The 24,218-nt window shown below is 46.2% G+C and carries 17 protein-coding genes; 7 read left to right on the top strand and 10 right to left on the bottom strand.

Annotation, left to right across the window (positions count from 1 at the left end):
• Positions 1–55 precede the first annotated feature (55 nt).
• The 7 genes from QUB08_RS01220 to QUB08_RS01190 form a co-directional block, all read right to left on the bottom strand.
• On the bottom strand, positions 56–643 hold the full coding sequence (locus QUB08_RS01220; protein ID WP_333222739.1) for an REP-associated tyrosine transposase: 588 nt from the start codon (positions 641–643) through the stop codon (positions 56–58).
• Positions 644–790: 147 nt separating this feature from the next.
• On the bottom strand, positions 791–1,240 hold the full coding sequence (locus tag QUB08_RS01215; RefSeq protein ID WP_333222737.1) for an EVE domain-containing protein: 450 nt from the start codon (positions 1,238–1,240) through the stop codon (positions 791–793).
• Complete coding sequence (locus QUB08_RS01210) at positions 1,237–1,728, bottom strand: SRPBCC family protein (protein WP_333222735.1); 492 nt, start codon at positions 1,726–1,728, stop codon at positions 1,237–1,239. Before QUB08_RS01210 ends, QUB08_RS01215 begins: the two co-directional genes overlap by 4 nt.
• 59 nt (positions 1,729–1,787) lie before the next feature.
• Positions 1,788–4,148 carry an FHA domain-containing protein gene (locus tag QUB08_RS01205; RefSeq protein WP_333222733.1) on the bottom strand — a complete coding sequence of 787 codons (2,361 nt, stop codon included), beginning with the start codon at positions 4,146–4,148 and terminating at the stop codon, positions 1,788–1,790.
• A 77-nt stretch (positions 4,149–4,225) separates the two neighbouring features.
• Positions 4,226–6,076, bottom strand: a complete 1,851-nt coding sequence (locus QUB08_RS01200) for an ABC-ATPase domain-containing protein (RefSeq protein WP_333222731.1) — start codon at positions 6,074–6,076, stop codon at positions 4,226–4,228.
• Between the two features lie 177 nt (positions 6,077–6,253).
• Positions 6,254–7,291: a M28 family peptidase gene (locus QUB08_RS01195; protein ID WP_333222729.1), complete on the bottom strand. Its 1,038-nt coding sequence runs from the start codon at positions 7,289–7,291 to the stop codon at positions 6,254–6,256.
• Between the two features lie 352 nt (positions 7,292–7,643).
• Positions 7,644–8,222, bottom strand: coding sequence for a hypothetical protein (locus QUB08_RS01190; RefSeq protein WP_333149614.1), 579 nt, complete (start codon positions 8,220–8,222; stop codon positions 7,644–7,646).
• A 342-nt stretch (positions 8,223–8,564) separates the two neighbouring features.
• Between QUB08_RS01190 and QUB08_RS01185 the strand changes: the two genes are divergently transcribed.
• Together QUB08_RS01185 and glgP are read left to right on the top strand one after the other, a co-directional pair.
• Positions 8,565–11,912, top strand: coding sequence for an EAL domain-containing protein (locus QUB08_RS01185; RefSeq protein WP_333222727.1), 3,348 nt, complete (start codon positions 8,565–8,567; stop codon positions 11,910–11,912).
• A gap of 899 nt (positions 11,913–12,811) precedes the next feature.
• Positions 12,812–15,370, top strand: coding sequence for an alpha-glucan family phosphorylase (gene glgP, locus QUB08_RS01180; RefSeq protein ID WP_333222936.1), 2,559 nt, complete (start codon positions 12,812–12,814; stop codon positions 15,368–15,370).
• Between the two features lie 571 nt (positions 15,371–15,941).
• On the opposite strand, the gene mnmG is transcribed toward glgP, so the two are convergent.
• From mnmG to QUB08_RS01165, 3 genes are all read right to left on the bottom strand, one after another.
• Entirely contained in the window at positions 15,942–17,858 is a 1,917-nt protein-coding gene (gene mnmG, locus QUB08_RS01175; RefSeq protein WP_333222725.1) for a tRNA uridine-5-carboxymethylaminomethyl(34) synthesis enzyme MnmG, read from the bottom strand.
• A gap of 226 nt (positions 17,859–18,084) precedes the next feature.
• On the bottom strand, positions 18,085–18,438 hold the full coding sequence (locus tag QUB08_RS01170) for a transcriptional regulator (RefSeq protein WP_333159525.1): 354 nt from the start codon (positions 18,436–18,438) through the stop codon (positions 18,085–18,087).
• Positions 18,428–18,799 carry a type II toxin-antitoxin system RelE/ParE family toxin gene (locus tag QUB08_RS01165; RefSeq protein ID WP_333222723.1) on the bottom strand — a complete coding sequence of 124 codons (372 nt, stop codon included), beginning with the start codon at positions 18,797–18,799 and terminating at the stop codon, positions 18,428–18,430. The genes QUB08_RS01170 and QUB08_RS01165 overlap by 11 nt, the downstream gene beginning before the upstream one ends.
• Before the next feature lie 154 nt (positions 18,800–18,953).
• Here QUB08_RS01165 and QUB08_RS01160 point away from each other — a divergent pair, with 154 nt between their 5' ends.
• From QUB08_RS01160 to QUB08_RS01140, 5 genes are all read left to right on the top strand, one after another.
• Positions 18,954–19,283, top strand: a complete 330-nt coding sequence (locus tag QUB08_RS01160; RefSeq protein ID WP_333222721.1) for a hypothetical protein — start codon at positions 18,954–18,956, stop codon at positions 19,281–19,283.
• A gap of 198 nt (positions 19,284–19,481) precedes the next feature.
• Positions 19,482–21,011, top strand: coding sequence for a photosystem II chlorophyll-binding protein CP47 (gene psbB / locus QUB08_RS01155; protein ID WP_333222719.1), 1,530 nt, complete (start codon positions 19,482–19,484; stop codon positions 21,009–21,011).
• Between the two features lie 419 nt (positions 21,012–21,430).
• Entirely contained in the window at positions 21,431–21,526 is a 96-nt protein-coding gene (locus QUB08_RS01150; protein WP_006635641.1) for a photosystem II reaction center protein T, read from the top strand.
• 194 nt (positions 21,527–21,720) lie between these two features.
• Positions 21,721–22,278, top strand: coding sequence for a transcriptional regulator NrdR (gene nrdR, locus QUB08_RS01145; RefSeq protein ID WP_333222934.1), 558 nt, complete (start codon positions 21,721–21,723; stop codon positions 22,276–22,278).
• 639 nt (positions 22,279–22,917) lie between these two features.
• The gene (locus QUB08_RS01140) at positions 22,918–24,051 is read left to right on the top strand and encodes a 30S ribosomal protein S1 (RefSeq protein ID WP_333222717.1); all 1,134 of its coding nucleotides are present in this window, start codon (positions 22,918–22,920) and stop codon (positions 24,049–24,051) included.
• Positions 24,052–24,218 lie beyond the last annotated feature (167 nt).

Raw genomic sequence — 24,218 nt, 5'->3', positions numbered from 1 at the left:
CTTGCCTGTGACTGAAGCGGGCAAGATGCCCACCCCACAAGAAATTCAGAAAAAGCTAAACTTCATACATTTGCCAGAAAAAAGGATATTCCTCTGGAGTCACTGAAAGACCAGCTTTGACAGGATTTTGCCTAATATATTCCCAAAAAACCTGAAATTCTCGTTCATCTCTGACAATGTGGTCATGTCGCTCATCCTGCCAGACAGTACCAATATGCTTCATCACCTTGGGAATTTGTTTAGAACTGTAGCTTTTCATACTGTGCAGAATGCTGCTGAGCGACCAGAATTTATTATCCGACTTTTCTAAAGGCTGCATGAGCATATGCACATGATCGGGCATTACAACTAAGCAAAAGATTTGATATCTTTGCCTATCAAAAAAATTGCAAGCATTGAGGACAACTTGCCTCGCAGCCGGATTTAATTCCAGCTTTTCCCAAGTATTAAAACTGATGAAATAGACCGATCCTTCTAACTCCCAATGAGGTAAATTTCTGTAAGTAACTTTTAATTGAGCATCTCTGAGTTTAAGGGGCAGACTAGAAGCCTGTCCCACAAAAAGCTGATATTGACCTGTGGGGTGGGCATCTTCCCCGCCCAAATCCTGATTGCTTGCCTCACTCAAGTTTCCGCGAATCATATGACTAAGTACAACCGCAACTTAATCTAAAATAGCCTTCATCAGGCAAGATGCCAATACCCTTACAGCTCATTTTCCTAAAGTCTTTAAATTTTTGTGGGGTGGGCATCTTGCCCGCCCCAAATATGCAGGTTAAATGGTCACAGTTTATTTCATCTTCAAAATCTTCTGTGCCGCACTTTCAGATACCGGCATCACCGATAACCGATTGCCTTTCCTCACCAGCAAAATCTCATCACCGCTAAACTTTTGTTTCAGTTCATCCAAAGATATTAATTGAGCAAATTCCTCAACAAACTCAACTTTCACAGTTTGCCAGCGAGGAGCATCAATCTGCGATTTAGGATCGTAATATTCGCTATTCATATCGAACTGAGTCGGGTCAGCAAGCCCAGTTTCCACGACGCGCACTAACCCGACAATACCCGGAAATTTAGTATTAGAATGGTAAAAAAATACTAAATCTCCCCGACTCATTTCTCGCATAAAATTGCGCGCTTGATAGTTGCGAACGCCATCCCAAATGGAAGTGCGATCGTGCTTCAAATTCGCAATACTATAAACATCGGGTTCCGACTTCATTAGCCAATAATTCATACAATCTCTTCGCTTGGGTTAGCCAAATATTCTTGAATATTATCTAAACACTGCTGCATAGCTTTTTGCATAAAAACCTGAACTAGCAACAACCCAAGCGGATAGAATACCGGAGAAGTCAGCATAAAATAAAACTCCCAATCAATCCGAGTTCCCTTTGCTGTAGCAGTGAAATTCCAATCTCCGCCACCAGACTCAATGAGTAGAGAAACCGGAAACTTAAACCCTCTAACCAGTCGGTAGGTTTGTCTTTCTGGCTTTTTGAAAGTAATGATTTCTTCATCAATCACCGAAGTGTCGGAATTTTCTATCAGCCGCACGCCGCCTTCACGCATCTCTCCACCATCTGCCATCTCAGCTTTAATAATTGCTGGAATTGGACCATATCCGCGAAAGACTTTGGGCAGATTTGACAGGGACGTAACAAAATCAAAGACTACTTCAGGCGATGCAGCAATTTCTACTACTGCGTTGGTTTTAACTAACATTTATTCCTCCCCCAATCTGATTTGATAAAGAACTGTGAGTTAAAAAAGCGTAATTTTAATTATAAAATATCCTTCCGCTTCTGCAACCACAGAGTCAACATCAAATAAACGAAAATATGCAGGCACAAAATACCCCAGTTTAAACTCAAATTCTCCCAGGTTGGATCGTAAACAGGAGTAGGCTCAAACGGCTGAGGAAGCGTACTCCCGTCCGGTAATGTAGTAGGCGCGGGAACCATCCCATTCACATTAACTAAAGAGCCGTAAGCACCCACAGACCAGCGGCTTAACATCAGCCAAGAAAACTTGCTCGCCGCACCTTCCATCTTAAACAAAACTCCCGAAAAAATAATCTGAGGCAGCAATAATAGAGGCAAAGCGCTATTAGCTTGAGAGCTATTTTTAACAATCGCGGAAACGACTAATCCAAGGCTTATGCAGCTCATTAAAGTTAGGAATGTGGTAATACTTGCCCCCACAGGCCAGGAAATAAAACTCGGTTCGGGGGATTGAAAAGCAATCAGAATAACTCCTACCATTAACAGCGTTTGCAATACTGCCAAACCAGAAAGTATGAAAAACTTTGAACCCAAATAAGCAAACAATCCTAAATTTACCAAACGTTCGCGCAAATAAATAGCAGATTCTTTAACAATTTCTTGCAGAGAAGTTGCCAGTCCTACCCAAATCGCCGCGCAGGTAAATACAAATAAAACTCTGAGCGCTAAAGGTGCTAAAGTTGCCTCCGGTGCGCCAATTAACGGGTCTTTATCTCTGACGGCCAGCCGCAGTAAACTAATGCCGATCGGCGCCGTTAAAAGAGCTAAACTCAAGTTAACTAAGTCGCGGGAAATAAGCTGAAAATATCGCTGGGCTAGCAAAACGAGTTGTTTTACAAAAGATTGAGATTTGGGTGCAGAAGGTGCAGAAGGTATTTTTGCATTAGCGTTGCCTGTGCTGAAGTGGTTGACAATATAGCGCTGATAGTATTGAGATTGTTTAAACTTTTCTGACCAGCTTAGAACGTTGGTTTCTCCTGTTTCTAATTCGTTGTAAATGTCGGCAAAATCGCTTGTTTTGACATCGAAAAAATCGAGCGCTTCCCTAGGCGGGCCGAAGTAACAAAGGCGTCCGCCGCGACCCATAAACACAATACGATCGCACATCGTGATATTTGCCGTCGCGTGAGTCACCAGAATCACCGTCCGGCCTTGATTTGCCAACTTTCGCAGCAGTTGCATCATCTTCTTATCCAAACCCGGATCGAGTCCTGAAGTCGGTTCGTCTAAAAAGAAAAGTTTCGGGTCTGCTAACAGTTCAACTCCGATGCTGACCCGCTTCCGCTGTCCGCCACTAAGCTGTTTTACCAAAGCCTTGCGACGGTGATTCATTTCAATATCTTCTAAAGTTTTTGCGACTACCTGCTTGACATCTGTATCAGGAGGTAAGCGCAATTTAGCTGCATAACTCAAGACTTCTTCTACCGTCAAATCTGCGTGTACAATATCATCTTGAGGCACGTAACCGATTTGATTGCGGTAAATATTGAAGTTTTGGCGCAGGTTGTCGCCATTGAGAAACACAGCGCCGTTAGTAGTTTTTTCGATGCCTAAAAGCGTCCGCATTAAAGTAGATTTACCCGCACCGCTACCGCCGACTAAAGCCACAAACTGCCCCGGTTCGATCGCCAAAGTGATGTTATCCAAACGCTTGGGAATCACCAGACTGTCAGCATCCAAACGAATTTGATGGCCGGAGTCTTGCATCTCCAACTCACCGCTGCGGTAAGTTAGAGTAAACGGGCCGATCCGAATTGCATCTCCTTCGGACAATTGTACAGAATTTGTCACTCGCTGACCGTTAACAAAAACCCCATTAACGCTGTGGTCTCGCAAAATATAATTACCGCGACTGTCTTGGTCAATTGTCGCGTGGCGTCTAGAAACCAGCGGCGCATCTAATTGCAGCGAAGCGTTTGGATCGCTGCCCAACAAAACCGACCGATTCTTAAGAAGAATTGACTGCTTGCTAGGGACAGCAACCTGATTCGCCAGCGGATTAAAATAAGTCAGCAAAACTTGATTTTGAGGATCGAGACCGATTTTAATTTCTGTGCCGTTTTTCAGACAATAACCGTCATTGGGAGTGATGCGAGTGCGATCGACAAATAAGCCATTAGTGCTCGGCCGCTGCCCATCACCGTCGTAAATCCAGTAATTATCCCCAATTTGGCGCAAAACAGCGTGAACGCCCGAAACTGCGCGCCAAGCATCGGGAATGACTAAATCAGCACGAGTGCGATCGCGCCCCAATACGTGCTGCTGCTGTTTTAACTCTAACTGTAAAACTTGCCCTTGACTGCTTAATACTATATACGGTCGATCGCTTAAAGCAGTCAGTTGTCCTATATTGCCTGTCATACTTCAATCGCGGTTTTTGCACTCACTTTCGCCAGCATATCAAAAGTAGGACAACAATACACTTATATTAAGAAAATCTACTTAGCAACAACCGACAAACTGCGAAGCCGATTAATTGCCGCCGCCAATTCAAACCGTCGAAACATGGCAAAATCCCCTTCAGGAAAAGGCGATAAAATATCCATTCCCTGCGCCTCAATATCTGCCATCACCAAATCAATAATTTCCGCGAAAGTGCGTTTTCCGTCCATGTATTGCTGCTTAGCATAAACCATTGCCGCAGCGATCGCCCTTAACTGTCCGCTGTCCACAATTTGCTCAACAGCACCCAAATCAATATCCTCTGTTCCGAAAGCCAATTCATCAACATCCCGGACCTTCACCCGCACATCTCGCCGTCCCCGACTCGGATCTAAACTAGCAGGAATCGGCACTCTTTGAGTAATCTCACCAAAATTTTCTCCCCCTTCAGCAGCGCGGCTAATGGAGTATTTTTTAGCAATTTTTTTAGCTTTTTCCGTCACATTATATGCTTGAAAGTTCTCCATTGAAATCACAGTATCTGCCACATCAAAATAATCGCCACTTCCCCCCATGACTAAAATAGTCGATACGCCATAATCTGCATACAATAGTCTCACTTTATCAATAAACGGCGTAATCGGTTCCTTATCCTTAGCGATGAGTTCCTGCATTCGGCGATCGCGAATCATAAAATTCGTCGCTGCCGTATCCTCATCCACCAATAAAACAGGCACTAAATCCCCTTCTGAAATAGCGACTAATTGCCTCTCTAAAACAAAAGACTGAGCTTCTTCCTTCTTCCCTCTTCCTTCTTCCTTCTTCCCTCTTCCTTCTTCCTTCTTCCTTCTCCCCACTTCCAAAGCCTCAACAATATTAGCAGCTTGCGACGTGCTACCGCTCGCATTTTCAGTATAAAATTGTGCAGTATCTCTACCTTGCGGCAAGTGGTTAATAAAAGGCGAAATATCAACTCCCGCCACACTTCTCCCATCTTCCGCCCTAATTTTCACCGCCGCCGGATTAGTCACCACAAATTCCCGACCATCTCCAGGAATGCGGTTGTAAACTCCCAACTCAATCGCCCTGAGTAAAGTTGATTTGCCGTGATAGCCGCCGCCAACAATCAAAGTAATGCCAGCGGGAATACCCATACCGGAAATCAAACCGCGATTCGGACAATTAAACTCTACTTTTAACGAAGGCGGCGACTGAAAAGCCACAGCATTATTTAACAAAGGGCGATCGTCAACACCGCTGCGGCGGGGCAAAATAGCACCGTCAGCAACAAACGCAACTAATCCATTTTTAGCTAACTGCTGCCGCAGCCAGTCAGCATCTTCTACAGTTTCAACATGACGGCGACATTCCGCAGCATTTAAATTAGCATATTTCAGAGATTTACTGACAATTTGCGGGATATCTTCGCACAGCATTTCAGCAGCTTGTCGCCCTAAAATACTGCGCCCGCCGGCCGGAAGTCCGACGGCAAATCGCAGTTCAACTCCTCCTAAATCTTCGATACCGGATGTATGTGAAGAAATGATAAATGCGGAAGTTCGCTCTAAAACTTCTTGTCCGAAGCGAGTCACTGCAATCAAACCGCTTTTCCCAGTGCCGCGTTTGCTGCTGATGCTGTGTGCTGCTCGGTCAAACTGGCGAGTTAGGTAATCTCGCAAGGCTATTTCTCGACTGGGAGAGTTAAAAATTTCGCGGGGAAGTTGAGCAATGTTTGGCGGAACTCTGACTCTAAATTTACTGGGAGAAGCAAACGGATCTCCCTGCACGTAATCAATAATTAATGTGAAGTCAGAAAAGTCGTACTTACCTTGAATGTCTTTGTAGGCTTTGTAGCCTCGATTGTCTAGTTGCCGTAAATGCCGTTCCAGGCTTTCTTTGTTAGTCATTCGTTATTACTTATTAGTTATTACTTATTAGTTATTTACCTAGTTCCTAGGCAGAGCCTAGGAACCGATTTCCAGAGGCTCTGCCTCGCTTGCTTGGCGTTGGAAAATCGGAGGCCGAGCCTCCAGATATGCGTTACCAGGCTCTGCCTGGTAACGAGTAGAATTACCGATTACCAATTACCGAATTTCCAATAGTTTAGCCACGGCATTAACAACAATTTGAGCAGAACCGGCGAAAAAAGGTCGATCGATAGTTGCTAATGTATCGCTAGATTGGTGATAGTGGGGCGATCGCAAATTTGCAGTATCCGTCACCAACACAGCACCAATTCCTTTATACCAGAAAGGCGCGTGGTCGCTGCGTAAAACATCGGGAGTCAGCAACCCTTTCAGGGGAACCGGCAGCGCCACCACAGGCGGCAAATCGGCTTTTCCAGACTCCGCAAAACTTTTCAATAGCAGCGGATGTTCCGCATCCCCAATCACAGCGATAAACTCGCCTTTGTCGGGAGAAGTTACCCCCGATGCTTCTAAAAAAGGTTGCGCTGTCAATCCTTCGGGATATTGCTGGCATCCGGGCGTGCGGCAGGCATAACCTACCATATCCAGGACGATCGCTCCTTGCAAATTTTTTAACCGCGCCTCGCTACCTGTAAATGCTAAACTGCCTAAAAGTCCGAGTTCTTCCCTGTCGAAAAATGCGACTTGCAATGTCCGAGGGGTGGGGCGAGAACCCAGCAATCTTGCTACTTCTAAAACTACTGCAACTCCCGTCGCATTGTCGTCAGCACCTGGGGAGTTTGGTACAGTATCGTAGTGTGCTGCTACTAAAATTGCACCGGCGTTTGAGTCAGTGCCTTTTCTCTCAGCGAAGACGTTGATTCCGCGATCGAACTGCTGCAACTCTGCGGAAAATCCTAATATTTGCAATTGCTGGGAAATGTAGTCTCTCGTGAAAGAGCGAGCTCGTTCTCCCTCGCGTTCTCCTGCTAAAATATCTACGTGTTTCCACAACCGAGACGGGTCAATTTGGGGCAGATAAACTGCATTTTTTTCAGCAGGAATCGGTAAGGGAGACGGGTTTTGGGAAGTGTGGATATTGCGATCGACCCAAACTTCTGGTACAGCCGACAACCGCTGCCACGAGTCAGAACCCCAGCCGACAGCCGTCACCGCAACCAGAATAAATAGCGCTATCCAAATCAATTGTTTCATCAGTAAATCTATTTGAGATTTTAGACAGAGCTTACGCACTCTTGGCTCTCATCAACCGGGTTGTTTAGCGGAAGCGAGGGCTGCAACAAAGTCTTTTTATAAAACCCGGTTGATGCGTCCAGAAGAGTTATATTTTAGATTTTAGATTGGCACCAGAGTTAAAAATAAACCTGTTTCAAAAAATGAAACTCCAACATCTTAAAATTAGCTGCGCCAGAGGCAGTTTTGTATTTTTTATCGGAAAAAGCCTGTCAAAGCCTTGGGATGTTGCCGTCGAATCTGTGTTGCTTATTGGAGCCTTCGACGGCGACATTCAAATCACTAATTTACATTTAAACTTTACAAGTCAAAACTATTGTTTTTCCCACTCAATCTCCTTATTCTCCAAAATCAACCCGCTGCTGCTGGGAACAGCGTAAGGAATAGTTTTTGCCGAAAATTTGACTATTTCAGTTGGTTGTTGAAACCACTCGGAATAACTGGGATTGAGTTGGTCGTACAGTGCTTTTAAAGCTTGGATTTCTGCCTCTAGCTGCGCTGCTGCTTGATTGATTCTGCGAGCTTGTGTTTGCAAGCGCTTTTCCCCGGTTTGAACTTTGTTTTCTAGTTCTTGCCAGTGCTCTCCGGCCACCACTTTTTCTAGTTCACCTTGCTTGTAATTGAGTAAAGCCTGTTTTTGTTGCAGTTGCTTTTCAATATTTTTAGTCTCTCGGTCAATTTCCTGGATTTGCTGCAACCACTGCTCCCCAAAAGCAGCAGTTTGCTGGTGGAACTCGGCAATGGCTTCAGGAGTATTATTTTTGGGAAAACTGACTGCTACTCGGCACTCAGAGCGCTGTACGCCAAGTTTTTCCCGCGACTCTTGCAGGGCGGTAACTTCTGCTTGCAGCGCGCGGACTTCTTTTTGGAGTTCTGGGATGGTCTGACTCATGGGTTCAATTAGTTGACCTCTGCATCGATTTTAAGCTGATTGTTTATTTTTCTAACAAATCCCCGTCGCCTCCTTGCGGGAATTATCTAATTTTAGCGCGCTCCCACCCGGTGTCTAGGCAGAATGGCGGATAATTTGTGGCACAATGGCTGATGACACATTTTAAATTAAGATTAAAATTATAATTAGTTATAAAGCTCAATTATTAGATGGGTAAAATTTAATTTACAAATCCACATAAATTAATGGTGGCTGGGTTTTCCTATGGCAGACAAAGTTCTGCTAAAGTTTTTTAAATTTATGGTTCCTCCAAAAAATATTGGGGAGTAGAAAATAGAGCAAATGAAAATAATTTTTCAATTAATGTTGGGATATTTCGCGGTTGCTATTTTTGGTGTGGAATGTGGCATAAATCCCAAACTATTACCGACAAGTCTAGGAGATGGACATGGCACTCGCCCTGTAGAAGGGATTTTGGTTGGGTCTCACAAACATAGCTATTTGCGATCGGCATCTCGCCCTCTTACTTCTGCAAGTGCCTCATTATTTTTGGATAAATTCTCCCAAAGTGAACCAGTAAAATTACCGATTTACCATTATATACAATCTCAGGAATCTCCTAGAAAAAAAGCTACTCTTAGATTAAAAACAATCGGTTATTCTCTGGTTTTTCTTTGTTTAGTAATCTCATTATTGATCCGGGGGAAGACAGTAAATAGCTTATCCAAGACGATGAGGTTAATCAAGCCCAAGTCTGAAACAGAGAATGACAAGCTACCAAAAGGAGAAAAAGTGTTGTTTCCAAAAAAAGAACAGGATATCTGGCATACTATTGCCCAAATGACCCAAGATTTGCAGCAAACTGCCGAATATGCTCTCGATATTTGCGAGGAAATGAACGTCTCGATAATTGCGACCACCCCCGGCGGTCATATCCTGTCGTTAAACCAAGCTACCTGTCAACTTTTGGGATACTCTAAAAAAGAGTTGTTAGGCAAACCAATAGCCGGACTTTTTAAGAAAAGTGAATCACCAGCCCCGGAGTTAGATTTAGGAAGTTTAACAGCCGAAGGTTCTGTCCACAACGTGGAAAAAGTCTACCTTTCCAAACATGGAAAAAAAATAATTGTACTGCTTTCTATTTCACTTATTCGCGACAGTCAAGGCAAGGTCAGCGGCAAGTTATATATAGCACAAGATATTACCGATAGAAAGCGGGTTGAAAAAAATTTGCGGCGCAGTGAAAAAAAGTTTCGCCAACTGATAGAAACTGTCAATGCTGTTGCATTTATCTATCACCGCAGACAGTTCCGCTATGTCAATTCTGAGACAGAAGTTCTAACAGGATATACTCGCGAAGAATTACTAGCATTGGATTTATACGACTTAATTCATCTAGATTTTATAGAAATAGTTAAAAACTGGGGTAAATCCAGCCACGCGCGCTCAACAGCAGGCTCTAAATATGAATTAGTAATAGTCACTAAAACAGGAGAAATGCGCTGGATTGAAGCAACTGTAGATATTATAAAATTTGAAAAAAAAGCCTCAATATTAATCACAGCGTTTGACATCAGCGATCGCAAATTAGCAGAGTTAGAACGAGAAACATCTTTTTCCTTGCTTCAAGCAACCATTGAATCTACTGCTGACGGTATTCTGGCGGTTGACAGTGGAGGCACAGTGCTCACCTTTAACCGCAAATTTGCCGAAATGTGGCAGTTGCCGGATTTGCTGGTTGATTCGAGAGATAACAACCCAATTTTGGGGTTGGGAATCAACCAGTTAAAATACCCGGAAATATTTCTAAATCGTGCTAAAGAATTGTCCGATCGCCCCGCCGCAGAAAGTTACGATATCATCGAGTTGACAGATGGCAGAATCTTCGAGCGCTACTCGTTGCCCCAGCGCACGGGAGGCAAAATTACTGGTCGAGTATTCAGCTTTCGGGATGTAACGGAACGGGTGCACTCCGAAGAAAAACTACGCAAAAGCGAAGAACGCTTTCACCTGCTGACGCGGGCGACAAATGATGCAGTATGGGATTTTGATTTGTTAAAAAATGAGTATTGGTTGAGCGAAGAATTTGAAAAAGTTTTTGGATACAAACTCAACGAAAATCAGACTATAGAATTAGAATCTTGGTGGCTAAATATTCATCCCGAAGAACGGGAAAGAGTGATGTCAAGCTTCTACGAAACAATGACCTCAGACGCTCAATGTTGGTCGGAAGAATACAGCTTTCACCGTGCAGACGGGGGATATGTTTTTGTGCTCGATCGTGGCTATATCATCCGTAATGAAAGTGGCAAAGCAGTAAGGGCGATCGGCACGATCATGGACATTACTCAGCGCAAGCAAGCTGAAGAAATTATTCGCTATCAAGCTGTTTATGACCAACTCACCGGTTTACCGAACCGGATACTTTTTAACGAGCGGCTGCTGGCCTCCTTAAAACAAGCTAAAACAACCCAAAAAATGCTAGCTGTGATGTTTTTAGACTTGGACAGGTTCAAAAAGATTAATGATACACTAGGTCACGCTGCGGGCGATCGCCTGTTAGAAGGTTTTGCCGGACGCATCAGCGACACTTTGCGATCGACTGACACGGTTGCCCGGTGGGGAGGCGACGAATTTACCATACTGCTTCCCGATATCAATTGCTTAGAAGATGCAGTTAAAACAGCTCAAAGAATACTCAACAATTTAAAGCCAGCATTTAAACTAGAAGGACAACCGTTTCATGTTAGCAGCAGCCTCGGCATTGCCCTTTATCCCGATGATGGTGAAGATGCCGAAACTTTAGTCAAAAATGCCGATGCTGCCTTGTACCGCGCTAAAGAAATGGGAAGAAATAACTATCAGTTATATACTTCAACAATTAATCCCCAAGGCAGCCATTTACTAACTATAGAACACAGGCTGCACGAGGCTTTAGAACAGGGAGAAATTGAGGTTTTCTACCAGCCTAAAGTCAACATTACTACTTGGAAAATTCAGGGCATGGAAGCCCTGCTGCGCTGGCAACATCCACAATTAGGTTTAGTTACTCCCGCTACATTTATTCCGATCGCCGAAGAGAACGGACTCATTGTACCTATTGGGGAATGGGTGCTGCAAACAGCCTGCACTCAAAATAAAGCTTGGCAGGATGCTTTGCAGCCAGATTTGCGGGTAGCAGTCAACGTTTCGGCTAGGCAGTTCCAGCAATTTAATTTATTAGAAATGGTAGCGAACTGCTTGGAAAAAACTGGTTTAGCACCCAAGTATTTAGAGTTAGAAATTACCGAGACTACAGCCATGCAAGATGTGGATTATACCACAAAAGTTCTCAGGGAGTTGCAGAATATGGGAGTGCAAATTGCACTGGACGATTTCGGCACGGGTTATTGTTCTCTAAATTATCTCAAAAAGTTTCCCTTGAATATCTTAAAAATAGACAGGTCGTTTGTCAGCGGATTGACGACTGATCCCTGCGAACGGGCGATCGCCAAGGCTGTAGCGACCTTGGGGCGAGATTTGAACTTGAGCGTGGTAGCCGAAGGAGTAGAAACTAAAGAGCAGTTGGAGTGTTTGCGCGAACTCCACTGTCAAGAAATTCAGGGTTACTATTTCAGCCCGGCCCTCTCGGCTGGTGAGGCTACCAAACTTTTGGTAAGTTCTATGTTGAGGGAAGTGAAAATTGCTTAATTAGTCATTAGTTATTAGTTATTAGTTATTAGTTATTAGTCATTCCTGAGCGGTCATCAGTCAATTTTAGGGGCCGTTGTGTGGGGTTCAAGATTTATCTATTGGTGACAATAGTGAATCGGCGCGCGTCACATACTAATAGGTCTCAGGTGCTTCCTGTACACCCGAAAGTTATATAGCAATCCGATCTGAGTCTCACAACACAACGCCCTCTTGTCTTCCTAGACTTCTTGTATAGCAAGACTTTCAGATTTTACAGATCTAGAAAATCACTTAGGATTGCTATATATAGCGGTTCTCAAAAAAGTGAGGAGAGCCTCATGCCCTATGCCCTATGCCCTATGCCCTATGCCCTATGCCCAGTCGTACCTCATCTTTCTGAGGATTGCTATAGTTCTTGACCGCGAATCTTAGTCTCCCGACTTATTTTCCTGCGCTGCACCCCCAACATCATCACTGCTAGAGCGCTTCGGCGGGCCTAAGTTGTCGGGCAATTCGTTAAGATTCTTGCCCAAAGCGTGACACAGCGCTTTAACTTGAGGGATTGTCAGCTCCGAGGCATCAAGTCCTCGCTCCCGCCACCGCAGTTAAAAACTTAGGATCGCGAATTAAATAATTTACACTCTTGAAAGTGGGGAGTAGGGGTTGGGCGTCCCGCCCGTCCAGAAAGGGCGGGCGGGACGCCCATCCCACAAGAACCATCACGCATTGTAAGTTATTTAATTCTCATTCCTTAGCTGGATTAGGGACACGGCACTGCTGTGTCATTGCAGATAGTCGATACAGATCGTCGCTCGCGATCGCCCGCGCTGGTTAAAACTTAAAATAGTGTGCAGAATAACGGACTTGTACCTAAAGACAGAGGAAAATATCGCTACCCCAACATAAAGGCTTTGTCTATGCAGCCAATTCGCACATTTAACGTTTCCCCGTCGCTACCGACAATTCTCGAACCCCTACGCAAGCTTGCCTACAACTTGCACTGGGACTGGAACGTCGATACCAAAGACCTCTTCCGCCGCCTCGATCGAGACCTGTGGGACTCCAGCAACCAAAACCCGGTGCTGATGCTCGGAACCATATCTCAAGAGCGACTGCAAGAAATGGCAGAAGACGAAGGCTTCATTGCCCAAATGAACCGAGCAGCCCAGCAGTTAGACGATTATCTCAAAAATCGCGCCTGGTACCGCAAACAGCGCGGCACCGAGCAGCAAGAATGCTACGCTTACTTTTCGATGGAATTCGGCTTAGTTAAAGCCCTACCGATCTATTCCGGCGGTTTGGGCGTGCTCGCAGGCGACCACCTCAAATCAGCTAGCGATTTGGGCTTGCCCTTAGTCGGTGTCGGCCTGCTTTACCAAGAAGGCTATTTTTCGCAGTATCTCAACGCCGACGGCTGGCAGCAAGAACGCTATCCGCTCAATGATTTCTACAATATGCCGCTGCACCCAGAACGCAATCCCGACGGTTCGGAATTGCGGATTGAGGTAGACTATCCCGGCCGCAAGGTGTATGCCCGGATTTGGCGAGTACAAGTGGGAACGGTTCCTTTGTACCTAATGGATACAAATATTGAACCTAACAGCCGCTACGACCAAGATATTACCGACCAACTGTATGGCGGTGATAAAACTCTGCGGATGCACCAAGAAATCATGCTGGGCATCGGCGGCGTGAAAATGCTCAAGGCATTGGGGCTGACAGTTACGGCTTATCACATGAATGAAGGCCACGCGGCTTTCATGGCTTTGGAACGCATTCGGATGCTGATGGAGGAATATCACCTGAGTTTCGTGGAAGCGGAACAGGTGGTGGTTTCGAGCAGTATGTTTACGACTCACACGCCGGTGCCTGCTGGGTTTGACTTGTTCGAGCCAGATATGGTGATGCACTATCTGAGTCACTATCCCAAGATATTTGGCTTGTCGCAAGATGAGTTTTTAGGATTGGGCCGCGAGAATACTGGCGATTTGTCCGCACCTCTGAATATGGCAATTTTGGCAATTAAAATGTCGAGTTTTGTCAACGGGGTGGCGGCTTTGCACGGCGTGGTGTCGCGCCCGATGTTTCAGGGTTTGTGGCCGGGTTTGCCGCAGGAAGAAGTACCGATTACTTCGATTACCAACGGGGTGCACGCTCGCAGTTGTGTGGCGAAGTCTACTCAGGAGTTATACGATCGATACCTTGGCCCGGACTGGGAAATGACAGGTAAGGACGATCGGCTCTGGGACAGGCTGTCGTCGATTCCTGATGAGGAATTGTGGCGCAATCACGAACGCTGTCGATCGGAGTTGGTGGTGTTCGCGCGGGAGTGGCTGCAAAAGACTTTGCGCGAGCGCGGTGCGGCCCAAACGGAAATCGAACACGCGCGGGAGGCTCTCAATCCGAAGGTGCTGACGATCGGGTTTGCCCGCCGCTTTGCTACTTACAAGCGGGCGACGCTATTTTTGCGCGATGTCGATCGAATTATGCGGATCATGCGGGATCAAAATCGCCCGGTGCAGTTTGTGATTGCTGGGAAGGCTCACCCCATGGATATTCCCGGTAAGGAATTGATTCGGGATATCGTTCACTTCATCCGCGAACACGAGACGATGAGCTCGATGGTGTTTTTACCGAACTACGACATTAACGTGGCTCGGATGATGGTGTCTGGCTGCGATGTGTGGCTGAATACGCCGCGCCGCCCGCGTGAGGCTTCGGGTACTTCCGGGATGAAAGCTTCGATGAATGGTTTGCCGAATCTGAGCATTCTTGACGGATGGTGGGATGAGGCTGATTATGTTCGTACCGGTTGGCCGATCGGACATGGGGAATTTTACGAAGATACTAAGTATCAGGATGAGGTCGAGGCTAATGCTTTGTACGACTTGATGGAAAAAGAAGTTGTACCCCTATTTTACAACCGGGATGATGATGGAATTCCCCGCGGTTGGACGGCGAAAATGAAGGATTCTATTCGCTTGAATTGTCCTTTGTTCAATACAGCTCGGATGGTGAAGGATTACGCGCGGCGGGCATATTTCCCGGTGAGCGATCGCTACCACACCATGACTTCGGATAATTGCGCTCCCGCCAAGGAGTTGTCTCACTGGAAGAAGCATGTTCTCGCGAAGTGGCAGGATATTAAGATTGAGGCTGTTGATATTTCCCAGGATAAGGAAGTTAAGGTCAATCAGTCGATATCTGTTAAATCTCGGATTAATCTGATGGGATTGACTCCTGCAGACGTGCAAGTCGAACTTTATCAAGGTTCGGTTGATGCTAACGGCGATATCATTGGTGGCGTGCCGGTGGTGATGGAGTATTTGGGAGAAGATTCTCACAATGCTAGCCTTTATACGGCTGACATTACTTATACTTCTAGCGGTTTGCAAGGCTTGTCGTTGCGCGTTTTGCCGAAGCACGATAATCTCAGCAGTCCTTATGAAGCTGGCGTGATTCTCTGGGCACATTAAAGGAAGCAAGAAGGAAGAAGGAAAAGGGAAGAAGGGCACGACACGGATACACGGATGAATTTAACTGTGTTTCCCAATTCTCCCCCTCTCCCCCTCTCCCCCTCTCCCTCTCGCTGTCTCCCCCTCTCTCTCGCACTCTTTATGGAAGTTGGGGTTCGAGGATTGATAAATATCTACAATAGACTGGCAGAGTTTCATCAATTCTAGTTGACATTCTGCCAGTTTTCTGTTTTTGTGGCGTTGCTGAATACAGGTATCAATTCCCGATTTCGGAGTTTTTATAAGCCAAGTCGGGTGAGTTTTGTAAATTCCGATAAAAGTTGATTCATACCGTGACTCAGCAAAGCCCAGAATCTATATCCATCAATATGAAAGCCGCCAAACACAAAAGTGATGCCACAATAGCCAAACTTTTTCATACTACTATAGCAATCCTCGCATCATTTGTGAATTTCTTACTCCCTCCCCTTGATAAGGGGAGGGTTGGGGTGGGGTAAAAAGTTTACGACTCCTGCAAGGATTGCTATATTGCATAAAATTGAAGGAAGCCTTGAGACACCTCTAGTTTAACTTATTTTCCCACACCCGCTGGCTGCTGACGGTTTCGCACTTCCAGAAAAATCAACAAAGCATTAACATCAGCCGGATTCACCCCGCCAATTCTCGCCGCTTGGCCAATCGTCAGCGGTTTCACCTTAGCCAACTTTTCCCGCGATTCTTTGGAGAGAGTTGTAATTGCCATGTAATCCAAATCTGCAGGCAATTGTCGGCGTTCATGTCTGACAATTTCATCAATTTGATTTTGCTGTTTTTGCAGATAGCCCGAATATTTGATATCAATTTCTGCACCATCTTTCTCAGCCAACTTCAGACTAGAATTGCCTAAATTGTACCGTTCCAAATCGACATAATGAAAACCCGGACGACGCAACAAATCAGCCAGAGTAATTGAACCTTTAATCGCTTGTTGAGTATCAGCCAAAATTGCCTTGCCAATCTCCTCGTGTTCTTTCACCCGCGTCGAGTACAAGCGTTCCTTCTCTGCCACAATATTAGCTTTTTTCCGCTCAAATAACTCCCAGCGGCGATCGTCAATCAAACCAATTTCCCGTCCCAGCGGCGTCAAGCGTTGATCCGCATTGTCCGATCGCAATAATAGCCGATATTCCGATCGCGAAGTCAACATCCGGTAAGGTTCCCGCAAATCCTTCGTACACAAATCATCTATCAGAGTGCCGATATAACTTTGCTCGCGAGGAAACACAATCATCTCCTGATTTTTCGCAAACCTGGCTGCATTAATACCCGCCACGAGCCCCTGTGCAGCAGCCTCCTCATATCCAGTTGTACCGTTCACCTGACCCGCGCAAAACAGCCCTTCAATCTTCTTAGTCATCAGCGTGGGAAAGCACTGAGTAGCCGGCAAATAATCATACTCCACCGCATAAGCAGGGCGCATCATCTCGCACTTTTCCAAACCCGGAAGAGTCCGCAGCATTTGCAATTGCAAATTTTCCGGTAAACCAGTAGAAAAACCTTGGATATAAAGTTCAGGAATATCTCTACCTTCCGGTTCAATAAAAATCTGGTGACTTTCCTTATCCGCAAACCGCACAATCTTATCTTCAATACTCGGACAATAGCGCGGCCCCTTCGCATCTACCCAGCCGCCGTAGACTGGAGAAAGGTGCAAATTGTCTCTAATTAACTGGTGAGTTTCAGGCGTAGTTCGAGTCAAATAACAAGGCATTTGTTCCCGTTCGATCCAAACTTCGGGATCGAAACTAAACCAGCGAACCTCTGCATCTCCCGGCTGCGGTTCCAGGTTGGTGTAATCGAGAGTACGTTTGTCAACTCTTGCCGGAGTTCCTGTTTTTAACCTGCCCGTTTCAAATCCCAAACGATTGAGAGTTTCCGTCAAGCCAACGGCGGCAAACTCTCCCGCACGTCCGGCGGGCATGGACTTATTGCCCACCCAAATCGTGCCGCCCAAAAACGTACCTGTAGTTATAATTACTGCTTTGCATTCAAAAGCGACGCCGAAGTATGTTTCAACTCCGATAACTTCTTCATTTTTGCCCAAAACTAAGTCTGTTACCATCGCTTCGCGGATGGTCAAATTGGGTTGATTTTCGACAATATTATTCATTACAGCGGCGTATTCCCGCTTGTCAGTTTGTGCTCGCAGCGCCCACACAGCGGGGCCTCGTGAAGAGTTGAGGATGCGCTTTTGTAAGTAGGTGCGATCGGCCATTTTGCCAATTTCCCCGCCTAACGCATCAACTTCGTTAGTGAGTTGGGTTTTAGCCGGGCCACCGACAGCCGGATTGCAAGGTTGCCACGCAATTTTGTCGAGGTTGAGGGTGAGGAGAAGGGTGCGACAGCCGAGGCGAGAAGTAGCGAGGGCGGCTTCGCAGCCGGAGTGTCCCCCACCTACTACGATGATGTCGAAACTGTCTTGGAATTCTACTGGAGTTTTTGCGGTCATTCGATTTTAGATTTTAGATTTTAGATTTTAGATTGAATAATAGACATCTGGCAAAATTAGGTTTTAGTCCAGGTAGGGCAAGGCTGACAAAATCTTTTTAGAAGATGTCTAATTGACTTCAGAGTTTAATGCGGATGCGTACTTATCGGATACGATGTTTTTGATCATCGGTCTCTAGATGCGAACAGGTTCGAGCGCTCTCACTTTAACAACAGGTGTTCCTCAATTAAAACTCTTCCTCTCCATTAGTGTAGCTGCTTTCTTCAAACATCGATGTTAATCCAGTAATTTTTACGGGGGGTCGATCTTTGAATTCTACGACAAATGACAACTCCCCACCCATTGCCGCGATATAACTTTGCAAAGTAGATACCAACAAATCCGCACGGCGTTCGAGTCGCGAGACATTTTCTTGACGCATATTTAATAATTCTGCCATGCGAATCTGAGTAAATTTCCTTGCTTTTCGTAAGTCTTGCAAGGTCATTTCTTCAGCCATTAATTCAACCGATCGCTTTTCGACTATTGCTCGTTCTTCGGGAGGCAAATTCTCCATAATAGTCTTCAGGCTAATTGTCATCTGTTTCTGGCTCCATTAACTTATTCAAATGCTCGGTAAATCTACTATCTGCTATCTTAATTAGTTGCTTGTAAAATCGCTTCTCACTACTACCAGATTTGTCCCCACCTACCAACAGAATCGCTTCTCGGCGGGGGTCAAATGCAAAAGCGACTCGCCAAACTCCACCAGCCACCTGAAACCTAAGTTCCTTCATATTAGTGTAGGTAGAACCATTGAGAGTATCGACGTGAGGACGCTTGAGGTTTGGGCCAAATTCTTGTAACAGTGTGAGTTTTGCTAAAAGCTCTAATCTGACATCAGTGGGGAATTCGGTAAACTCAGAGTAAAAATCAAAGTGAAACTCAATGTTCCATGTCATTTGGATCAATTATGCCTTAGATAGCATATTATAGCCAATAGTCGATCGAATAACAATATTTATATGCACCCTTCGCGTCTTCGCGGTTCAATAATTCCGTACAATTGCAGTTTTGCGTTATGTTAGACAAAAAAATCTCAACAAGCGTACACAAGTGAAATACTTCTTCTTATCCGACGGCTGGAAAGTTGGGCGCGTTTGGGGCGTCGGCGGCGAGTGGAGTCACGCCGCCTGGAGGCGGGCGCCGGACATCCAACAGCTCAACCTCTGTCTTTCCGATCGCAACGAAAAAATGTGGCTCTACCGCGTAGAAGACGCCGTACTCATGGTAGAAGTCCAACCAGGAGTCCGTCCCGATCCCGCCGATCCCGCCAAAAATATCGGCAACGTCACCCTCACCAGACTGATCGATGCCGAGCAAGTCCTCGAACGCCTCGGGACGATCGCCGCCCGGTGCGAAATGGGCAACCCGCAACTAATGTAATGCTCAACATATTGCAATCGGTTCTAACACTCGATACACTTCTTTAAATAACTTTCATTTTTATGCCTCCACCTTTGAAGGTAGATGGCAGTCGGCAAAAGGCAGAGTTTAAACCCTGCAGGTAACTGCTGGGGATTCAGAATCTGATTTTTCCGTAAAAATAGACATCATCACTTACACCTTGGAGAACCGCAGTCAATGGGACTACCCTGGTATCGCGTACACACAGTCGTCTTAAATGACCCAGGCCGATTGATTTCTGTACACTTAATGCACACTGCCCTCGTGGCAGGTTGGGCCGGCTCAATGGCCCTTTATGAACTAGCAGTTTTTGATCCCACAGACCCAGTTCTGAACCCAATGTGGCGTCAAGGGATGTTCGTGTTGCCCTTCATGACTCGCTTGGGAGTTACGGGTTCTTGGGGCGGTTGGAGCATCACCGGCGAAGGTAACGTCGATCCGGGCTTCTGGTCCTTTGAAGGCGTCGCCGTCGCTCACATCGTCCTCTCAGGCTTGCTGTTCTTAGCAGCAGTTTGGCACTGGGTATTTTGGGACTTAGAACTTTTCAGAGACCCTCGGACCGGTGAACCAGCCCTTGACTTGCCAAAAATGTTTGGCATTCACCTGTTCCTCTCCGGCTTGCTTTGCTTCGGCTTCGGCGCATTTCACCTTTCGGGACTTTTTGGCCCCGGAATGTGGGTGTCCGACCCCTACGGCCTGACCGGTCACGTCCAGCCAGTGGCGCCTTCTTGGGGCCCTGAAGGCTTCGATCCGTTCAATCCGGGCGGCATCGTGGCTCACCACATTGCAGCGGGCGTAGTCGGCGTAATTGCCGGTTTGTTCCACTTGACAGTGCGGCCGCCGGAACGTCTTTACAAAGCCCTGCGGATGGGGAATATCGAAACTGTACTTTCTAGCAGTATCGCTGCTGTGTTCTTTGCAGCCTTTGTGGTTGCGGGTACGATGTGGTACGGTTCTGCTGCAACTCCGATCGAACTTTTTGGCCCGACTCGCTATCAGTGGGACGGCGGCTATTTCCAACAAGAAATCGATCGCAGAGCTCAAGCTAGCTTAGCCGGTGGCCAAAGCTTCCAAGAAGCTTACGAACAAATTCCTGAAAAATTGGCTTTCTACGACTACGTGGGCAACTCTCCTGCTAAAGGCGGTTTGTTCCGGGCCGGCGCGATGGTCAATGGCGACGGTATTGCGAAAAGCTGGCTGGGCCATCCAGTATTTACTGACAACGAAGGTCGGGTATTGTCGGTTCGCCGCCTCCCCAACTTCTTTGAAACTTTCCCAGTAATTTTGACGGACAAAGATGGGGTCGTTCGTGCTGACATCCCCTTCCGCCGTGCTGAATCCAAATACAGCTTTGAACAAAGCGGAGTTACCGTCAGTTTCTACGGCGGCGAACTTAACGGTCAAACCTTTAATAATCCTCTAGATGTTAAGAAGTTTGCTCGCGCTGCTCAAAAGGGTGAAGTGTTTGAATTTGATCGTGAAACCTTGAACTCTGACGGGGTGTTCCGCACTTCGACTCGCGGTTGGTTCACTTTCGGACACGTTTGCTTTGCTTTGCTATTCTTCTTCGGCCATATCTGGCACGGTTCTCGGACTATTTTCCGCGACGTGTTTGCTGGAGTTGAGGCTGACTTGGAAGAACAAGTCGAGTGGGGCCTGTTCCAAAAACTGGGCGACGTGACCACCAGAAGACAAGAACCTCTCTAAATTTCGCCAGCCTCTGGCTAGCCGGGAAACATCCCCGGTGTAAAAAAACCCGGTTTCTTCAAGAAACCGGGTTTTTTTAGTTAATAATAAAACCAGCAATTAACTACCAGCCGGGAAGTCCCGAACGTATATTTAGAGGGGATTAATCTGAGCGCTCGGCCCCGTACCCCGTTGGGAATTACTCCTTGGGATGAAAGGTTTGTTGGGTTTTGGTACCGAAACCGACAATTATTCTTTTAAACCCCAAGATGATCGGGAAATACTCTGATACTATATTAGCAAGTGGGGGTGGAACTACCTCACTATAAAAAGCCTTTGAAAAAAAGGAAAAAGAAGCCTGCGGTCTAAATGTACTCAGTTGACCGTCAGGTTTGTTCACGATAAAATAATACGGCAAGGGAAGATAGGGAAAATTTAACATGGAAAGTGTTGCTTACATTTTGATTCTGGCTTTAGCCATAGGCGTACTATTTTTTGCGATCGCCTTTCGGGAACCTCCCCGGATTGGCAAATAATTAGCTATACGCCTGCGGTAAGTCCAAAATATCCTGAACCGGACTGCGGTTAGCCCGCATCATAGTGATCTAATTTGGTGCGGGACTCTTTCACCGCTGTGTGCTAAGTGATTTTTCTAGTCCAGCCATTCATCAGACCCCTTGGGGTTAGATGAATGGCAATTTGCTGGCAATGCCTGTTAAACTCAGCAATCATGCGCTGTTCCTCCTGCCAACACACAAATAGCCGCGTTCTAGAATCGCGTTCAGCCGAATCAGGTCAAAGCATTCGTCGGCGGCGTGAGTGTTTGAGCTGCCAGCACCGCTTCACAACTTACGAACGCATAGAATTTGTGCCGATTACGGTGATCAAGCGGGACGGCAAGCGCGAATCTTTTGACAGGTCAAAATTAGTCAGGGGATTGATTCGGGCCTGCGAAAAAACAGGTTTGTCTTCCGGGCATCTCGAAACTCTCGCGGAAGAAATCGAGGCCCAACTCCAAGGTCGATCGCTCCGAGAAATCGCCAGTTCAGAAATAGGGGAACTGGTGCTGTTGCACCTGCGGCCGCTCAGCGAAGTCGCTTATGTCCGTTTTGCCTCCGTATATCGGCAATTTCGAGGCATCCGAGATTTTGTAGATACCCTAAATCACCTTCAGAATCCCCTCAACGAAGCTGAAGATACAGAAACTGGGACAAATTTTGACGCAGATTTGCCAGAGCCCGAAGCAGTCGATCGAGAAAGCCCAGCATCCTGCGCTAGTCCCAGCTAAGCTCGGTTAAATTAATTTATAGAAATTTTCTGGGAGATTGAAAACCGTGTCGCGAGGAAGGCCCGGAGGAATAGCGACTCAAGGGACTCTCATTCGAGCGAGTGTTCTTTTTTCTCAGTAAGAGTGCTGGGTGTGATATGATCGTCATCGGTCTAAAATAGAGTATAACTAGACAACGTAAAAACTTAACTGGATTAGTTGAGTGCGTAGTCACACCTAACGGTGTTGCAGTTTAGGAAAGCTCGCATTTGAACAAAACCTAACTAAAGCTCGGCGACTAATTAAATACGGTAGGGCATACCGAAATTTACGCTTCTGGAGAAACCGACCTCTACTTAGACTGGAGTAATCCTGTCGCCAGCAAGTCGGCTCGTTGAATGAAGAATCTCAGTTTATTTATACCTGAGAGTGTCAAAATAGTCTACTTGACTCGGAATGTTAAGATTAAACGTTTTAACACAGAGTATGGAGTAACAGTAAAGGCAAGCGCTGGTGTGCAGTTGCACCCGGCAAAAGTTAGCAAAAACTGACTTTAGTAAAAGATTTTGAAAAAAGTTAATCGCTTTTTCACCAAAATCTCGAATATCTGCCGGCACAAACGAAAAACATGAAGGAGAGAAATCCTAGGAAACTATTCGCATGGTCAATCTCAAAACCACAGTCAAAGACATCGGCTTTACTCACGAAGATTTTGCAGCCCTACTTGATAAATATGACTATCACTTTAGCCCGGGCGATGTAGTAGCGGGTACAGTTTTTAGTATAGAACCCAGGGGCGCTCTGATTGATATCGGTGCTAAAACAGCAGCGTACATTCCCATTCAGGAAATGTCCATCAATCGAGTGGAAAGCCCTGAAGAGGTATTGCAATCAAACGAAACCAGAGAATTTTTCATTCTAACCGATGAAAATGAAGACGGACAATTAACCCTGTCCATCCGGCGCATTGAGTATATGCGGGCGTGGGAAAGAGTGCGACAACTGCAAGCAGAAGATGCCACAGTACGATCGCAAGTATTTGCTACCAACCGCGGCGGCGCACTCGTGAGAATAGAAGGCTTGCGAGGCTTTATTCCTGGTTCTCATATAAGTACCCGCAAACCGAAGGAAGAATTAGTCGCCGAAGAATTACCATTAAAATTCTTAGAGGTAGACGAAGACCGCAACCGCCTAGTGTTGAGTCATCGTCGCGCCTTAGTTGAGCGCAAGATGAACCGCCTCGAAGTCGGGGAAGTCGTCATCGGTACAGTACGCGGTATCAAGCCTTACGGTGCCTTTATCGACATCGGCGGCGTCAGCGGCTTGCTGCACATCTCGGAAATTTCACACGATCACATCGATACGCCTCATAGCGTCTTCAATGTCAACGACGAAGTGAAAGTGATGATCATTGACTTGGATGCTGAGAGGGGCCGGATTTCTCTCTCCACCAAGCAGTTGGAACCGGAACCGGGCGCGATGGTTAAAAATCGCGAATTGGTGTACGAAAAAGCTGAGGAAATGGCAGCTAAGTTCCGCGAGAAAATGCTCGCTCAAAAGCAAGCTAAAGCGGGCATAGACGTTCCTGTAGACTCGATCGATGCTGATGATGACATCTCCGACGAAATACTCGAAGACGTGCCCTCAGCAATGGAAGAGGATCTGCCGGAAGTAGCACTCGAAGCAGCACCCGAAGCAGCACCCGAAGCAGCACCCGAAGCAGCAGCACCCGAAGCAGCACCCGAAGCAGTATTAGATGTAGAGGAAGAAATCCCTCCTGCGACGGAAGAATAACATTGCAGTTAGTGTAATAAAAAGAGGGAAAATTCCCTCTTTTTTTTTGAGTTAGTCATTAGTTATTAGTCTTTAGTCGCTGCTGGGTGGTTGACAATTCCCCCTTCTTAATTACCGAGATTTAAGATATTTCTGTAGACCGATGCAGCGATCGCACTTTGAATTAA

The sequence above is a fragment of the Microcoleus sp. BR0-C5 genome, from assembly GCF_036705045.1.
Taxonomy (GTDB): domain Bacteria; phylum Cyanobacteriota; class Cyanobacteriia; order Cyanobacteriales; family Microcoleaceae; genus Microcoleus.
The sequence above is the reverse complement of the archived record's forward strand: the minus strand, read 5'-3'. Positions and strand labels throughout refer to the sequence as shown.

Bases quoted from the DNA above. Each gene is read 5' to 3' on its own strand.
- QUB08_RS01220 (WP_333222739.1), bottom strand. From the start codon at position 643: ATGATTCGCGGAAACTTGAGTGAGGCAAGCAATCAGGATTTGGGCGGG.
- QUB08_RS01215 (WP_333222737.1), bottom strand. From the start codon at position 1,240: ATGAATTATTGGCTAATGAAGTCGGAACCCGATGTTTATAGTATTGCG.
- QUB08_RS01210 (WP_333222735.1), bottom strand. From the start codon at position 1,728: ATGTTAGTTAAAACCAACGCAGTAGTAGAAATTGCTGCATCGCCTGAA.
- QUB08_RS01205 (WP_333222733.1), bottom strand. From the start codon at position 4,148: ATGACAGGCAATATAGGACAACTGACTGCTTTAAGCGATCGACCGTAT.
- QUB08_RS01200 (WP_333222731.1), bottom strand. From the start codon at position 6,076: ATGACTAACAAAGAAAGCCTGGAACGGCATTTACGGCAACTAGACAAT.
- QUB08_RS01195 (WP_333222729.1), bottom strand. From the start codon at position 7,291: ATGAAACAATTGATTTGGATAGCGCTATTTATTCTGGTTGCGGTGACG.
- QUB08_RS01190 (WP_333149614.1), bottom strand. From the start codon at position 8,222: ATGAGTCAGACCATCCCAGAACTCCAAAAAGAAGTCCGCGCGCTGCAA.
- QUB08_RS01185 (WP_333222727.1), top strand. From the start codon at position 8,565: ATGAAAATAATTTTTCAATTAATGTTGGGATATTTCGCGGTTGCTATT.
- glgP (WP_333222936.1), top strand. From the start codon at position 12,812: ATGCAGCCAATTCGCACATTTAACGTTTCCCCGTCGCTACCGACAATT.
- mnmG (WP_333222725.1), bottom strand. From the start codon at position 17,858: ATGACCGCAAAAACTCCAGTAGAATTCCAAGACAGTTTCGACATCATC.
- QUB08_RS01170 (WP_333159525.1), bottom strand. From the start codon at position 18,438: ATGACAATTAGCCTGAAGACTATTATGGAGAATTTGCCTCCCGAAGAA.
- QUB08_RS01165 (WP_333222723.1), bottom strand. From the start codon at position 18,799: ATGACATGGAACATTGAGTTTCACTTTGATTTTTACTCTGAGTTTACC.
- psbB (WP_333222719.1), top strand. From the start codon at position 19,482: ATGGGACTACCCTGGTATCGCGTACACACAGTCGTCTTAAATGACCCA.
- QUB08_RS01150 (WP_006635641.1), top strand. From the start codon at position 21,431: ATGGAAAGTGTTGCTTACATTTTGATTCTGGCTTTAGCCATAGGCGTA.
- nrdR (WP_333222934.1), top strand. From the start codon at position 21,721: ATGCGCTGTTCCTCCTGCCAACACACAAATAGCCGCGTTCTAGAATCG.
- QUB08_RS01140 (WP_333222717.1), top strand. From the start codon at position 22,918: ATGGTCAATCTCAAAACCACAGTCAAAGACATCGGCTTTACTCACGAA.